The sequence below is a fragment of the Cellulomonas sp. KRMCY2 genome (genome assembly GCF_000526515.1).
Taxonomy (GTDB): domain Bacteria; phylum Actinomycetota; class Actinomycetes; order Actinomycetales; family Cellulomonadaceae; genus Actinotalea.
Window position 1 is genome coordinate 1,577,016 of the sequence record NZ_JAGF01000001.1, and the last position, 14,927, is coordinate 1,591,942.

The window sequence follows — 14,927 nt, forward strand, 5'->3', positions numbered from 1 at the left end:
TCACTCGGCTGCGCGTCACGGTCCGAGCAGGGCGAGGGGCACGACCGCGATCCCGTCCGGTCGGCGGTACGCGTGCCGCCCGGTGTTCACGAGAACCATGTCGGTGAGCTGATCGCCCATCTGGGTCTTCAGCCAGTGCAGATGCCGGACGTCGTCGGGCTTCACGGTGGGCGAGACCTTGACCTCGATCGCGACTGTGGAGCGTTCGCCGCGACCCGTCACGATGAAGTCGACCTCATGGTCGGAGTTCTTGGTGCGCAGGTGGTGCACCGCCGCGTCCGCCGCTTGCGCGAAGACTCTCAGGCTGAGGGCCACCAGTGACTCGAACAGGGCGCCGAGCAGGTGTCCGTCGCGAGGTATCGGAGGCCCGACCGATCGGCCGGTCAGCTGCCAGGGCTACGTCAGGACGCTTCCGAACGCTACGCCGCGACGAACCCGGCGACGTCGAAACCAGGGACCTGCACCTTCGGCCGCATCGCCCGAAGCCTGCGGCGCGGGCCGCTCGGGCTTGTGCGGAGCCCTAGCGCCGGGGGCGGTCGGCCAGGACGAGCGCCAGCTCGAACCGCGCATCGGCGTCGTCGAGGTCGCCGTCGAGCAGCTCGCGGAGCTGACGGATCCGATAGCTCACAGTCTGGGGATGGACGCGAAGCTCGTCGGCGACGGCGGTGCGGGATCCCCAATGGCGCAACCAGCTGTGGAGTGTCTCGAGGTGTCGCTCCCGCGTCGCCTCGCGCAACGCGGCGAACGGCGCCAGTCTGCGTTCGGTGAGGATGGCGAATGCTGCCTGCTCGCCGCGTAGCGCCAGCGTCGCGAGATGGTCCTCTGCGAAGATCGGATCGTTGGGATCGACACCGTCGGACGCCAGCTGGGCCGTCAGCTCGGCCAGCCTGACCGCCTGGGGCACCCGCGCCCAGTCGACGGTGACGCCGACCACGGCTCCCCTCCCCTTCAGGGTCCGCTCGAGCATCTCTCGCGAGGCCGGCCTGCCCTGCCGAAGCAGCAGTACGGAGTCGCGTTCACGCTCCAGCGCCACCGCTTCGTCGCGGTATCTGAACTGCGCGTGCCGGGTCTGCTCGGGGGGTAGCAGGATCGGGACGACGTTGTCGATCCGACGCCAGCCGATGCCCTCGGCGGCGGCCAGGACGGCCCGCTCGGGTGCACTCCCTCGCACCAGCATCTCGGCGAGCAGCCGACGACGCCGATCCCTCTCGCCCGCCTGTTCTCGAAGCTGGAGGGTGAAGCCATCGGTGGTGGCTGCGACCAGCTCGTCGACGTAGGCGGTGATGGCGTCGGACAGGTCGATCAGATCCTCGATGGCCGGCGGCCGCGCCTCCGCCAGCGCATTCGATGTCTCCCGGAGCATCACTCGCGCCGCGGTCCGCAGGGCAAGAAGCAACGTCGCCGGCGCGCGATCCTCCCGTGCCTCGGCCGCCCCGAGATCCACGAAGGTCTCGCGCACACCGGCAGGAAGCGCCGGCTCATTGGTCCCTACGAGATCGACGAACCGCTCCAGGGCGGCTCCGACCCCGCGACGGATGTCCTGAGCGATCTTGGCGTCGTCGTTCCCCGCGTAGATCGACTCCGTGATCTCGCCGGCCACGGCGTCCACGATCGCCGCCATCCGACCGCGCAGCGCAGGCACCAGAGCCGCGGGCAGCCGTTGCCACGGGGTCGGGGACACAACACGATCACCCATTCCTTGATCCTATCAAGCCGTGATAGCCAGTGGTCGAGAGGATGGAGTTCTGGGAACGTAGGGATCGGTGTTTCGACCGGCGATGATAGAAGTGGGTCGCAGCTCGTCGCGCAAGGGAGATCACATGGAACACGCCGCGTCACGCCAGCACGTGGTGGACATGTGCCGGACGATGCTGGAACGGGGCTACCTGAAGGCGACCGAAGGCAATGTGTCCGTGAGGATCCCCGGCCGCCGGCTCTACGCCGTCACCCCGAGCAACTACGACTACGCGAAGATGCGCATCGACGACGTCTGCATCGTCGACTTCGACGGGAAGCAGATCGCGGACGAGTCGCTGGTCATGGCGCCCTCCGTCGAAGCGGGGATGCACGCCAACGTGTACCGGGTCCGCCCGGACGTGAACGCGATCGTCCACACCCACCAGCCCTACGCCTCGGCGCTTGCCTTCCTCCGCCGTGAGATCCCGGCGCTGACCGACGAGCAGGTCCGCTTCCTCGGCAAGCGGGTGGCCATCGTCGACTACGCGCCGGCGGGAACCGGGTTCCTGGCGAAGAACGTGGAGAAGAAGGTGGCAGGCGGTGACAACGCCTTCATCATCGCCAACCACGGTGTCGTCGCTCTCGGCACCGACCCCGACCGGGCGGTCTTCAACATGGCGCTGCTCGAGAAGGTGTCGATCGCCTACCTGCTCAGCCTGCTCACCGAGGCGGGCAAGGTCTACACCGTCCCCGACTGGGTGCGGGAGATCGCCTTCACCAAGCTCCGCAAGGACGAGAAGCGGATCGGCGCCCAGATCACCGAGTCGGTCCCCCCGGTCCGGGTCGCTGCCGTCGAGGAGCTCCCCAGCGCCGACGACGCCGCGGCCCGCGTCGTCGGCCAGGAGGCGCCGCGGCCCGAGACCCGTCTGGTCGAGGTCCCCGGAAGCGAGTCTGCCCAGCTCGGCTACGCCATCAGCGACTACCCCGACGTCGACGACACGATGCGGCGTCTGCGGGCCCTCCTCGCCCAACCGTTGCGTGGGTTGCGGCACGACGCCCTGCTCGACGTGCTCGGTTACTTCGAGACCAGGTGCACCGCCAGCCGCGACATCTCCGAGCGCGCCAAGGCGCGGATCCCAGGCGGGGTGCAGCACAACCTGGCCTTCAACTACCCCTTCCCGCTGGCCATCACCAAGGCCCACGGAGCCCACCTGACCGACCGGGACGGCAACACCTACATCGACTTCCTGCAGGCCGGTGGACCCACGATCCTGGGGAGCAACTACGCACCCGTGAACGAGCGGGTGGCCGAGGTCGTCGGCGAGTCCGGGCCGGTCACCGGCCTCTTCCACGAGTACGAGCTCAAGCTCGCCGAGATCATCTACCGGTACATGCCGCACGTCGAGATGTACCGGTCGCTCGGGTCGGGGACCGAGGCGGTGATGGCCGCGGTCCGGGCAGCGCGCGCGTTCACCGGCAACAAGATGGTGATGAAGGTCGGCGGTGCCTACCACGGCTGGTCCGACACGATGGTCTACGGACTGCGGGTGCCCGGCACCTTCCGGATGAACGCCAAGGGGATCCCGTTCGGAGCCACCAGCCACACCCGGGAGGTCTTCCCGCACGACCTGGGGGCGCTGAAGCGCAAGCTCGTCGAGAACCGGGCGCGCGGGGGGACCGCCGCCGTGATCGTCGAGCCGCTCGGACCCGAGTCGGGGACCCGGCCCGCGCCCTACGACTACAACGCCAGGGTGCGGGAGCTGTGCGACGAGTTCGGAGCCCTGCTCGTCTTCGACGAGGTCGTCACCGGCTTCCGGGTCGGGATGGGTGGCGCCGCCGGGTACTTCGGGGTCACCCCTGACCTCACCGTGTTCGGCAAGGCGGTGGCGGGCGGCTATCCGATGGCGGGCGGCGTCGGCGGTCGGTCCGACATCATGGCCGTCTTCGGCTCCGGCATCGACGGGAAGTCCGGCGCCCACGTCCAGGTGGGGGGAACACTGTCCGCCAACCCGCTGTCCTGCGCCGCCGGGTACTTCGCCATCGAGGAGATGGCGAGGACCAACGCCCCGGTCGTCGCCGGGCGAGCCGGCGACCGTCTCGCCAGAGGGCTGCAGCGACTGATCGACAGGCACGGGCTGCCCTACGTCGTGTACAACCAGGGTTCGATCGTGCACCTGGAGTCCAGCGGGGTGATGCTGCTCGACATGCACAACCCGCTCAAGCTGCTCAAGGAGAAGGACTCCCGCAAGGAGCTGATGGAGCAGATCGGGGCCGCCTATGCGGCGCACGGCATCATCACGCTGGCGGGGTCGCGGCTGTACACCTCGATGGCCGACACCGACGCCGTCATCGACGATGCGTTGAGCCGGTTCGACGAGGTCTTCTCCCTGGTGGAGGGCGTCTAGTGCGGCGCAGAGCCGTGAGGCGCCCATGAGCCTCGACCGCTACGTCATCGGGGTCGATCTCGGTACCGGCGGGCCCAAGGTCGCCCTCATGGGCGTCGCCGGCGACCTGGTCGGACACGAGTCGGCGAAGGTGGAGCTGATCCTGCAACCCGGCGGTGGCGCCGAGCAGGATCCCCAGGCGTGGTGGGACGCCATCGTCGGCTGTACTCGTCGTCTCCTGGAACGTCACCATGTCGACGCCGAGTCGGTGTCCGCCATCTGCATGAGCAGCCAGTGGGGTGGTCTGGTTCCGGTGGACGCCGACGGCCGCCACCTCCACAACGCCCTCATCTGGATGGACGCCCGCGGCGAGGTGTACTCCCGGGCGCTGACGTCGGGCGGGATCACCGTGCCGGGAGCCGGGTACAACGCCAGGGCGCTGCGCCAGTGGATCGTCAAGACCGGCGGGGTGCCGTCCCGGTCGGGCAAGGATCCCGTGGGTCAGGCGCAGTGGCTGCGACATCATCGTCCCGATGTCTACTCGGCGGCCGCCTACCTGCTCGATGTGCCCGAGTACCTGACGATGCGCCTCACCGGTCGCGCGGTGGCAGGGTTCGACACGGCCGTCCTGCGCTGGTGCACGGACAACCGTGACCCGGCGGCCGTCCGCTACGACCCTGACCTGGTGCGGCGTTCGGGATTCGACGTCGACAAGCTCCCCGAGCTGGTGCCACCGGCCACGGTCGTGGGGACACTCACGTCAGAGGCGGCGGCCGAGCTCGGGCTGCGGCGGCAGGTCGAGGTGGTGGCCGGTACCGGCGACACCACTGCCGCTGCCGTCGGCGCCGGTGCGGTCCAGGACTATGCGGCGCACCTGTACATCGGCACCTCGGCCTGGCTGAGCTGCCACGTTCCCTTCAAGCGCACCGATCTCGTTCGCAATGTCGCGTCGTTGCCGGCGGTTGTGCCGGGTCGCTACTGGGTGGCGACGATCCAGGACGTGGCCGGCAAGGCCATCGACTGGCTCATCGACAACGTCGTCTATCCGGACGACGCCATGGGCGACACGACGCCCGCGCCGGCCGACGCCCTCGAGCGGTTGAACGCGCTGGCCCTGACCTCGCCCCCGGGCGCCAACGGCGTCGTGTTCGCACCCTGGCTCAACGGCGAACGCACACCCGTCGACGATCCACACGTGCGTGGCGGGTGGGTGGGCGTGTCGCTCGAGACGTCACGCGCCGACCTGGTGCGGGCCGTGTTCGAAGGCATCGCACTCAACGCCCGCTGGATGAAGGACGCGGTCGAGAGGTTCGTGCGCAAGGAGCTGCCCGGCGGTTTCCCGGCGATCACCTACGTCGGTGGCGGCGCCCAGTCGGAGCTGTGGTGCCAGACGCTGGCCGACGTGCTCGGGTGCACCGTGCGCCAGGCCGAGGACCCGGTCCTCGCCAATGCCCGTGGGGCGGCGTTCATCGCCGCGATCGGCATCGGAGAGCTGGCCTGGTCCGACATCCCGGGCCTGGTCCGCATCACCCGCCACTACGAGCCGGACCCGGCGGCGGCCGCGGTCCACGACCGCAACTACCGGACCTTCACCGACCTCTACCGGAGCGTCAAGGGCCTGTATCGCGTCCGGCGATGACGTATGGCCGAACACGCTCGCGCCGACAGCCAGCGAGAAGGAGGAACGGTGAGCTCGCAGTATCAGCTGTACGGGTACCGCTGGGTGGTGCTGACCGTCTTCATGCTGGTCAACGTGACCATCCAGGTCCTGTGGATCTCGTATGCATCGGTCACCGGTCCCGCCGCTGAGTTCTATGGCGTCTCCGACCTGCAGATCGGTCTACTGGCGATGACGTTCATGATCGCCTTCATCCCGCTGTCCATCCCGGCGTCGTGGGTGATCGACACGTACGGCTTCAGGGTCGCCGTCGGCATCGGTGTCACTCTGATGGGAGTCTTCGGGCTCCTGCGCGGGTTCGCCGGCGCCAGCTACGGGCTCGTGCTCGGCGCCACGATCGGCATCGCCGTCGCCCAACCGTTCCTGCTCAACGCGTGGACCACCGTTCCCGCGAAGTGGTTCCCCGTCGACGGCCGGGCTACCGCTGTCGGGTTGGTGACGCTGGCCAACCTGATCGGCACCGCGCTCGGGCTGGCCCTGACGCCGGTGCTCATCGAGTCGATGTCCCTGCCCACCGTCCAGCTGATCTACGGCTCTGTGGCCGCGGCCAGCTCGGTCCTGTTCCTGGTGCTGGCGCGCGAGAAGCCGCCAACGCCGCCAGGCGAGCCCGGGTCGGAGACCCGGGCGCTCGTCTTCGACGGGCTCAGGCACGCCCTCAAGGTCAAGCCCTTCCTGCTGATGCTCGCCGTCGCGCTGATCGGCCTGGGGATCTTCAACGGCATCAACACCTGGATCGAGGCCATCATCAGGCCGCGTGGATTCACTCCCACCGATGCCGGGGCACTGGGCGCCGTCATGATCCTCGGCGGCCTGGTTGGCGTGGTCGTCATCCCTGTGCTGTCTGATCGACAGCAGAGGCGCCAGCGCTATCTGATGATCGCGGTGGTCGGTGCGATCCCGGGCCTACTGGGGCTGACCTTCTTCACCGCGCCGCCGTTGCTCTTCGGCTCCGCGCTGGTGTTGGGGTTCTTCCTCGTCAGTGCCCTCCCGGTCGGCATGCAGTACGCCGCCGAGATCACCTACCCCACCCCGGAAGCCACCTCCAACGGTCTGATCCAGCTCTTCGGACAGGGCGCGGTGGTGTTCGTCTACGTCATGGAGGCGATGAAAGGCCAGAACGGCTCGTTCACCCCGTCGTTGCTGCTGGCAGCTGGGCTCCTGGTGGTGAGCGCCGGACTGGTGACACAGATGCGTGATCCCCACGAGATCCATGGCCAGGCCCACGCACGGTGAGCGTGTCCCGAGCCCGAGCCCGAGGCGACGAGGGGCTCGCGGGGGGCGGGACTCTCTCGGGCTCGCGGCCGCTATCCGCGAGTGCGACCTCGGGGGGTGCTGGACTCACCCCGGGTCTCGAGTCACTGGTCTCGGTCGGCGTCGCAACCGAGTGCGGAGATGAACCGAGAGGGCCGGATCTGAACCCCCCCTATGGCACGTTCTGGCATGCCACTGGGGCTGACTCGGTCGGTTCCCTCGCGACGAGATGGCTGGCGATCTTGACCAGGCCGGTGTCCTTCACGTGACCTCCCGACATCCGAGCGGCTCTCGGGCTGTCGCGGTGGCCGGACACAACTGGTGACTCACGCCACGGTTGTCGGGACCCGCCCAGACGTCCGCGCTGTTGTCGATGAACAGCTCCAGTCCCTCGATACCTGCGCCGACGCGGTAGTAGGTCACGATCGGGTCGCCCTCAGTGGTGGGCATCGAGACCACCAGCTCTGCGCCCGCCTCGGATCCCTCATCGAGGCAGTCCCAGGCGGCCTCGGGGACGACTTCGCCCTGGTCGAGCTCCAGGACTCCGCACGATGGCAGCTCGTCCCGCTGGGAGAGAAGGTCCGCCGGAGTCGCCGGCGCATCGGCGGACGTTCCACAGCTCGTCACGGCGAGCGGGATGAGCGCGGCTGCGAAAAGGGCCCGAGCCCTGGCGGCGTGAGCGTGAACCATGCGACCCGTCCCTTCGAGGTTCCTCTCGATCCGCGTATGTCACGGCGTTGCCCAACCTTGCCGGCCTGAGTACCAGATCCACCGCGGAGTCCTTGCTGGAAGTGACCGCGTGGCGCCAGCGTGCCGGGACCGGGGTGGGGTGTTTCGGGGCCGACCTGGCGCTGGAACCATGCTCGTCGCCGCGCACGAGTCACGGCCCGAGAAGCGCGAGGGGGACGACGGCGACGCCGTCCTGGCGCCGATACGCGCGCTTGCCGGTGGTCAGGACGACCATGTCGACCAGGTCGTCGCCGAGCCGATCCTTCAGCCACAGCAGGTGACGTAGATCGTGAGGTGTCGGGGTCTCCGCCAGCTTGACCTCGATCGCGACGACTCGTCCGTCGTGGCGCTCGACGAGGAAGTCCACCTCGCGGTCGCCGGTCTTGGTGCGCAGGTGGGCGACCTCAGCCTCTGCCCCTTGGGCGTAGACGCGGACACTGAGTGCGGCGAGGGACTCGAACAGCGCACCCAGCAGGGTGCCGTCTCGGGGGACCGCGATGCTGCCCTCGCCTCCGGAAAGGAGCTTGTCGGAGGTCACGCCGAGCAGGGAAGCCGCGAGGGCGGGATCGGCCAGGTACCACTTCGGGGACGTGGTCAGGCGGTTCAGCCGTGACATGGTCGGCACGTATCCGGGGAGCGGGTCGGCGACCCAGATCCGCTCCAGTGCCTCGCGGTAGGCCTGGACTGTGGACCGTGCCGGCGTGTTCCCGTCGCCCGCTGTCGCTGCGTCGCGGATCTTCTCCATCGTCGTGGTCGTGCCTGTGGCCGCAGCAAAGGCCGTCATCCAGCGACGTAGCCCGTGCGGGTTGCGGACCGGCTGGCCGGCCTCGTCGAAGCCCCGATCGACGATCCGGCCTATGTACCCGGCGAGCAGACTGCGTTGCACCCGTGGAGACGGTGAGGCGATCCCAGGGAAGCCGCCGCGGACGATCTCGTCGGTGTACTCCCGCAACCCCACTCCCGTTTCGCCCCGGATGGGGTCGGTTCCATCGAGGAGCCGCGCCAGCGAAACCGTCGGAACGTCGCCCCCACGCTCGGCGAGCGTCATGGGCCGCATCCGGACGGTGACGATGCGCCCAGCACCGGAGTGGGTCTGCGGTGTCTGAGGCGACGCCGACCCGGTGAGCAGGAACCTGCCGGGTGCCGGGCGGTCGTCGACTGCCCGCCGCACCAGGTCCCACGACGGCTGCCATCGCTGCCACTCATCGATCAGGATTGGCTCGGGTCCCTGAACAAGGCCGCTCGTCTCGGCGAGGACCACCGCGAGCGTCGCCGGGTCGTCGAGGCGATGAATCGTCGCCGCGCGCCGGGTCGCAGTGGCGGTCTTCCCCACGCCCTTGGGGCCGTCGATGCTGATCGCCGGTAGTCCCGTGAGCAGCTCGTCAAGTTCATCATCGAGGACTCTGCGACGGTAGTCCGTGTTCGCCGACATGCTGCTCATGCGGAGATACTATGCCAGGTCGGCGCTATAACGCTACAAAAAGTCGCCAGTTCGCACTACAAAAAGTCGGCTGACTATGCTTCAGAAAGTCGGGCCGATCTGTGCGGACCATCGTGCATCTGCAGACGTGACGCCAGACAGTCTGCAGGCGCTTGCGTTGACAGTCTGCAAGATCTAGGCCGGTCACCAGTGATGCGTCAAGTACTCACGTGAGCAGGAAAGCACGACGCCAGACTCCTCACGGCCGATAGCCGAAGTGATGACGAGTACGCGTCGTCGGCAGCGACGCGATGACGGGTCGATGACGGCGCTCCGGGCACCGGCCCGTCATCGAGCGCGTCATCGATGGATCGGGTTCCGTCATCGGCTCGGCGGGAGCGTCTTGGGTCCCGTCATCGGCCGGACGGCGGGAGGGGTGTCAGGCGGCCGGTGCGCCCACCTCAGCCCACGGCGAGGGCGGGGACAAGCGTCATCGGTCCGACCAGAGCGCGGCCGTCACGGCGGATCTCGGAAAGCAGGCGCTCGCCGGCCGCCGCCATGGACCGCAGCTGGTCGACCGACCGGTCGAGCACCTCACACGGGTTGCCGGTCCAGCGGGTCACCTGGTCCACGAATTCGGTCAGGTCGCGGTTCCAGTCCTCGTCGTCGTCGTCGACGCTGGGAGGTCGGATGACGAGAAGGTCGATGTCACTGGTCGAGTCGCCATCGCCTCTCGCAGCGGATCCGTAGACCACGACGCCGTCGGGCATGTGAGTCCAGCCGTTCGCATGCTCTGCGATCCGCTGCCACAGCTGCGTGCGCAGGGACGCCAGCGCCCCAATTGGGCCGGCAGCGAGGTGCTCGCGGTTGAGGGAGAACAGCGACGCGGAGCCAGCCGGCGTCCGGTTCACGAGGCCTGCCTCGGCGAGCTCGTTGAGGATGCTTGCGACCCGAGGCTGGGAGACCCGTGGCTGGGTGAGCTTGGCGACCGCCCGGCCGGTGAGGGGAGTCGTGGTGGACGCCAGGACGGCAAGCACGGGACCGTGCGCCGACGGCACCACGTCGGCCATCGGGTTTGAGACGTCCATCATCTCCCCAGCGAGTGGTCAACTGCTCATGCGAGCAGGATAGTACTCACGCCGCCCGAGTGCATCGAGGTCAGGACTGTCGCGCGCCCATACCTCTAACGGTATGATTGCTCCGTGGATGCTGCGACCCTGATCCGCACGAGGCGCGAGGCGGCTGGCCTGAGCCAGGACGCCCTGGCGGCGCGTGCCGGGACGTCGCAGCCGGCGGTGTCGCGCTACGAGTCCGGCGCCAGCTCTCCCTCTGTCGAGACACTCGACCGGCTGCTCGCGGCGATGGGGGCGCGCCTGGAGCTGAACGCCGAGGCCTCGTCGCGTCGCCTCGACGTCCGTACCCCTCGGATGGCGAAGCTGCGCGCGAACCGAGCCCGCGTCCGCCTCATCGCCCACAAGCACGGCGCCTCGAATGTCCGGGTCTTCGGGTCGGTTGCGCGAGGCGAGGACGGGCCTGAGTCGGACGTCGACCTGCTCGTCGACCTCGACGTGCACAAGCGTGGCCTGCTGCCGCTTGCGGCGATTGCGGATGAACTGTCGGCGCTACTGCACGAGCGCGTTGACGTCGCGCCGGCCAGCGCCTTGGCGCCGCGTGTCGCGGACTCGGCGCTTGCTGAGGCGGTGCCGCTGTGAGCCGATCGAGTGGGCAGCGGCTGGCGGACATCCTGACTGCGATCTCGGCGATCGATGGGGCTGAGGCCGTGGGGCGGCGGCACACGGAGGATGATGAGCTGCCCGACGTCGTTCTGGCCGCCATCCAGTTCCACGTCTTCACGATCGGCGAGGCCGTCAAGGCGCTGCCCAGCGAACTGACAGCCCAACGGCCCGACGTGCCGTGGTCCGACATCGCCCGGATGCGCGACCTGATCGGGCACCACTACTACAAGCTCGACGCGGTCATCGTCCGGGCGACGATCGGCGAGCCACTCGAGCGCCTCCGCGCCGCGTGCGAGGCGATGCTCGCTGAGAACCTCGCCTGACGCACTTCGCAGAGACCGGCGCCATGGCTGACCCCGTCGGCGCGTGCGATGACGGGCGGCGACTCTGTTTGCACCACGGTGCCGCTGACCGCCTCGCCGCGGCAGTGCCTAGATTCTGCAGCGCCCGTCATCGTCGGCCGGGCCGGCCGCCGTGAGGGGGCCGAAGACGTCCGGAAGTGCCGATGAGCGTGAAGTCGGCCGGGGCCGGCGGACGTGTGGTTTCACGGCCCTGTCGCCGCAGCAGACCCTGTCGTACTTGGGCGCCACAATCGAGACTGCGAGGGCTGCCCGGCCTCGCAGCTTCCCGAGGTGGTGTCCCGAGTGCCCGATAGCCGCGAGCTGGCAACGGCGATCCTGCTGTTGGGCTTCCTCATCTTCGGGCTGACGGTTCGTAAGGTCCGTGAGCAGATCCCATCCATCCTTCGGTCGGCGGCGCCGCTCGCGTGGCTATTCGTCGTGTATCTCACGTCCGCTTCGGCCCTCGTCTGGGGTGCCTGGTCGATCGGACTCTGGACCCCGGACCTCTGGTGGTCCACGCTCATCGTCGTCTTTGGGCTCGGCATCGCCCTCGTATCGAGCGCGGTGAACGCCCGCAGCGTTCACGCGCTTTGGGACGCGGTGGCAGGCAAGACCCTTGGTGCGGCCATCTTCCTTGGCCTGTACACCAACGTCGCCACGTTCCCGCTGGTCGTGGAGATCGTGCTCCAAGCGCTGGCGACACTCGCGGCGATGCTCAGAGTCGTCGCACACCACCAGGGCGAGAAGCCCGTGCGGCAACTCGCCGACGCGGTTCTGTGGCTGATCGGCTTGGCCCTGGTGACGCGGACAACGATCGTCCTCGCCCATGGGATGCGAATCGGCGAATGGCTGACCTTGCTGAAGCAGGTGCTCCTCAGCATCTGGTTCCCGTTCGCGCTCGTTCCGCTCCTGTACTTGGTGTCCTACCTGAGCACCGTGGAGATGGCTGTCGTCGGAGTCCGGATCGTCAAGCCTCAAGACATCGAGAAGTGGCCCATCATGAGGCGCTTCGTGCTCGCGTTCCGGCTTCGTCTCTCTCTGGCGGCTGGCTTCGACCGAACCTGGGGTCGCCGATACGCAAGTTCTGAGGACTCGCGAGCACGGCGCGGGGTCCTCGCTCGGTTCCGCGAGGTCGAACGCCCGAGGTTCGAACTGCCGAAGCCCCCACCTCTTGCTCGGCTCAAACGCATCCTCAGGCGGCCTGATGGGTTTGCCGCGGGGTCCCGAGCACCTTGCACAGATGCTTCACGCGAAGCCGCCCGGATGGGAGTGGATGGCTTTCGGTGCCCAACTCTGGATCGGAGTGGCGAGCCAGCGCGAGGGACGCCGCGCACACCGGCGCGGCCACGCGACGCGAACGAGTGATGACCGGCTCGATTCACAGGACGCGATCCCGCACCTCGCCGATGCGATCGGGGCGGGAGGACGCCTGCCTGGGTCGATCGACGACATCTTCGATGAGACGCGCCAGGAACGGGCGTTCGGGCCGCCTGGTGAGCCTGGGAGCCCTGCCGAGATCCGGCTAATGGCAAACGAGTTCATCTCGATCTATGTGGCCCTCATGGACTGGGGCAACGAAGTGCGTGGGACCCGGGTGCCCTTCCGCTACAGGCGCGCCTACCGCGCCTCGGCTCGGATGATGGACGGCCCCATCGAGCAACTCCGCCATTTCGTCGCGTCGCTCGCCGATCAACTCGATGCCCTCCCGGAGCACTTCGCGAGCGGTTCGAAGCGCCAACTCAACATCACGCTGACGCTCACGCTCTCGATTCGCCCAGAGGACCAGGCACGCTTCGACCGAGCGCTGAGCCGACGTGGCAACGGACTGACTGGAGCCCCGCCGTCGGCGCTGTAGCGTCCGGCCAACCCGTCGATCGTTCGCCCATCGGTCGGATCATCCGGGACCTAGGCTCGGCTCATGCTGCTGCCGGAGCCGGATGACATGTGTGTCCTCTTGGTTCGCACGGATTACTCCGGCAACTCCGCGTGGCGGGCCGCCGTCAACGCGGCGACTGCCGTGTACGACATCGGCGACTTCGAGCGGATTGGCGCCTGCCTGCAGCTGGTCGAGGCGCCCGAGCTGGCTGGCCTGACACCGCCCGATCTGGTGCTGCTGCCTCGCGCGGGCTACCTCTCCCACCTCGCGGTCGCGGACGCCCGCACAATGACCGACCTGACGATCTTGTTCGTCGACCTCAACGAGTACAACGAGCAGGTTGGGCGTACCTTCCGGGCGGTTCCACAGGAGGTCGAGCCGATCACAGCCAATCTCGCCCTTGCGAACATGGACTTCTTCGAGTTCGCCGACTCGGCAGACCCAGACGGCATCTTCCGCGGCTTCTAGGCCCTTGGCCACCGTCCCGGTTCTCGACGTGCGCCCGCGCGGACATGCCGCGCCGACAGCGGCTACCAGCCCATGTCGTGAGCGACTTCAGCTCGGGCAGCATCGATCTGTTCCTGGGTCACACCTGGTACGTCAGTCTCGGTCTCCAACCGGGTGAGCAAGTCCATCAGCGCCTGCTTCTCCGCCGGGTGAGTGATGGGCACTGTGTTGAGATCAACCGACATCAGCCAGTCGAAGAGGACGATGGCGTCGGATCTCCACAACTCGATGCTGACCTTGGGCAGGGGCTGATGCATGTGACGATCATCGCAGCGGATGTCTGCCGCCCGCGCTCATGCTGCCGCCTGCGGGCAGCCCTCGGGTCCCTCGCGCCTTCCCCTATCGGGCCCTCTTCGCTATGGCACGTTATGGCACGAGCCGACCAGAACAAGGGTCTCAGGGAGGTCGGACAGAGCCGCTACAACGCCCTGGCCTGCGAAAATACTGGAGCGGGTGACGGGAATCGAACCCGCGCTATCAGCTTGGGAAGCTGAAGTTCTGCCACTGAACTACACCCGCGAGCGCCTGGTCTCCCAGGCACGCGCGACGATCATACCCATCCACGACGCCGTGGCCGAAGCGTGTCCCACGAGCGACTGCGCGCCTGCGCGGGACGCCGGTCGGCCGGCCGCCGGGTCGGATCGTGGCCCAAGCATCTCGTGATCATGCACATATTCTGTCCACAGGCTTGTGTGTCGAGGGCAGGATCGTGCGGCAGGGGCTGTGGACGACGCTGTGCACACCAAGCTCCCAGAAAGTGCCTTGTCGAACTGCTTGCGGGCGGTTCTCGACCAGGACTACAACTACGTCATCGGCAAGGACGGACCGCCGCACCGACCAGGGAAACCTGGGACGTACCCACCGGGGAACCCCGGGAGGATCCGACCGGGGAGACCTGGGAGGAACCGCCTATGGAGACTCGGACGGGATGGCGGGCCTGAGCTGCTGGGGCTGACCGGAGAACGGTGGACCACCTCGAAGGGGAGACCCGGAGAGCTGCGGATGGCGTCGCAGGCGTCCGAACGGACCGGAAGGCTGATCGTCACCGATCGTCCCTTCGCGGGAGACCGCGCAGCACCTTCGGCCGCATCGCCAGAGCGGAGCAGTCGGGTCCGGGCAACTGGACCTGGCGCTCGTCGATCGCACGAGGCCCCTCGGACGCTTACTCCGAGGGGCTTTCGTGCGTCTCGGGACGGATCGTGCCGGCGACCCGGATCGTGCCGGCGACCCGGATCGTGCCGGCGACCCGGATCGTGCCGGCGACCCGGATCGTGCCGGCGACCCGGATCGGCCCGGCGACCCGGATCGGCCCGGCGACCCCCGCGGCG

Annotated in this window: 14 protein-coding genes and 1 tRNA gene; 8 read left to right on the top strand and 7 right to left on the bottom strand. The window is 68.3% G+C overall.

The genetic code is table 11. The features are described 5' to 3' along the window. Positions 1-15 precede the first annotated feature (15 nt). Positions 16-387 carry a DUF4143 domain-containing protein gene (locus K415_RS0107635; RefSeq protein WP_081784941.1) on the bottom strand — a complete coding sequence of 124 codons (372 nt, stop codon included), beginning with the start codon at positions 385-387 and terminating at the stop codon, positions 16-18. Positions 388-520: 133 nt separating this feature from the next. Then, on the bottom strand, positions 521-1,600 hold the full coding sequence (locus tag K415_RS0107640) for a helix-turn-helix domain-containing protein (RefSeq protein ID WP_197024686.1): 1,080 nt from the start codon (positions 1,598-1,600) through the stop codon (positions 521-523). Positions 1,601-1,820: 220 nt separating this feature from the next. On the opposite strand from K415_RS0107640, the gene K415_RS0107645 reads away from it, so the two are divergent. From K415_RS0107645 to K415_RS0107655, 3 genes are read left to right on the top strand one after another with little or no spacing between them, the layout of a single operon-like run. Then, on the top strand, positions 1,821-4,082 hold the full coding sequence (locus tag K415_RS0107645; RefSeq protein ID WP_024286486.1) for an aminotransferase class III-fold pyridoxal phosphate-dependent enzyme: 2,262 nt from the start codon (positions 1,821-1,823) through the stop codon (positions 4,080-4,082). A gap of 25 nt (positions 4,083-4,107) precedes the next feature. Next, positions 4,108-5,700: an FGGY-family carbohydrate kinase gene (locus K415_RS0107650; RefSeq protein ID WP_029663356.1), complete on the top strand. Its 1,593-nt coding sequence runs from the start codon at positions 4,108-4,110 to the stop codon at positions 5,698-5,700. Positions 5,701-5,748: 48 nt separating this feature from the next. Continuing rightward, positions 5,749-6,972 (top strand): MFS transporter, encoded by a 1,224-nt coding sequence (locus tag K415_RS0107655; RefSeq protein WP_197024687.1) that lies wholly within the window; start codon positions 5,749-5,751, stop codon positions 6,970-6,972. Positions 6,973-7,251: 279 nt separating this feature from the next. On the opposite strand, the gene K415_RS22640 is transcribed toward K415_RS0107655, so the two are convergent. The 3 genes from K415_RS22640 to K415_RS22645 all read right to left on the bottom strand — a co-directional run bounded on the left by K415_RS22640 (position 7,252) and on the right by K415_RS22645 (position 10,230). Beyond that, entirely contained in the window at positions 7,252-7,680 is a 429-nt protein-coding gene (locus K415_RS22640) for a hypothetical protein (protein ID WP_024286487.1), read from the bottom strand. A gap of 190 nt (positions 7,681-7,870) precedes the next feature. Further along, positions 7,871-9,160: an ATP-binding protein gene (locus tag K415_RS0107665; protein ID WP_051480447.1), complete on the bottom strand. Its 1,290-nt coding sequence runs from the start codon at positions 9,158-9,160 to the stop codon at positions 7,871-7,873. Positions 9,161-9,600: 440 nt separating this feature from the next. Then, the gene (locus K415_RS22645; RefSeq protein WP_081784942.1) at positions 9,601-10,230 is read right to left on the bottom strand and encodes a nucleotidyltransferase family protein; all 630 of its coding nucleotides are present in this window, start codon (positions 10,228-10,230) and stop codon (positions 9,601-9,603) included. A gap of 111 nt (positions 10,231-10,341) precedes the next feature. Here K415_RS22645 and K415_RS23400 point away from each other — a divergent pair, with 111 nt between their 5' ends. From K415_RS23400 to K415_RS0107695, 5 genes are all read left to right on the top strand, one after another. Continuing rightward, complete coding sequence (locus K415_RS23400; RefSeq protein WP_024286490.1) at positions 10,342-10,851, top strand: XRE family transcriptional regulator; 510 nt, start codon at positions 10,342-10,344, stop codon at positions 10,849-10,851. Further along, a complete protein-coding gene (locus tag K415_RS0107680; protein WP_024286491.1) occupies positions 10,848-11,198 on the top strand; it encodes a DUF86 domain-containing protein in 351 nt (116 codons plus the stop codon). The genes K415_RS23400 and K415_RS0107680 overlap by 4 nt, the downstream gene beginning before the upstream one ends. Before the next feature lie 321 nt (positions 11,199-11,519). Then, the gene (locus K415_RS0107685) at positions 11,520-12,581 is read left to right on the top strand and encodes a hypothetical protein (protein WP_024286492.1); all 1,062 of its coding nucleotides are present in this window, start codon (positions 11,520-11,522) and stop codon (positions 12,579-12,581) included. 160 nt (positions 12,582-12,741) lie between these two features. Next, positions 12,742-13,071 (top strand): hypothetical protein, encoded by a 330-nt coding sequence (locus K415_RS24230; protein ID WP_197024688.1) that lies wholly within the window; start codon positions 12,742-12,744, stop codon positions 13,069-13,071. 63 nt (positions 13,072-13,134) lie between these two features. Further along, positions 13,135-13,560, top strand: coding sequence for a hypothetical protein (locus K415_RS0107695; protein WP_024286494.1), 426 nt, complete (start codon positions 13,135-13,137; stop codon positions 13,558-13,560). 62 nt (positions 13,561-13,622) lie between these two features. Here K415_RS0107695 and K415_RS0107700 read toward each other — a convergent pair whose 3' ends face one another. Beyond that, entirely contained in the window at positions 13,623-13,856 is a 234-nt protein-coding gene (locus tag K415_RS0107700; RefSeq protein WP_024286495.1) for a hypothetical protein, read from the bottom strand. A gap of 188 nt (positions 13,857-14,044) precedes the next feature. Further along, positions 14,045-14,118 (bottom strand) — tRNA-Gly (locus tag K415_RS0107705). Positions 14,119-14,927 lie beyond the last annotated feature (809 nt).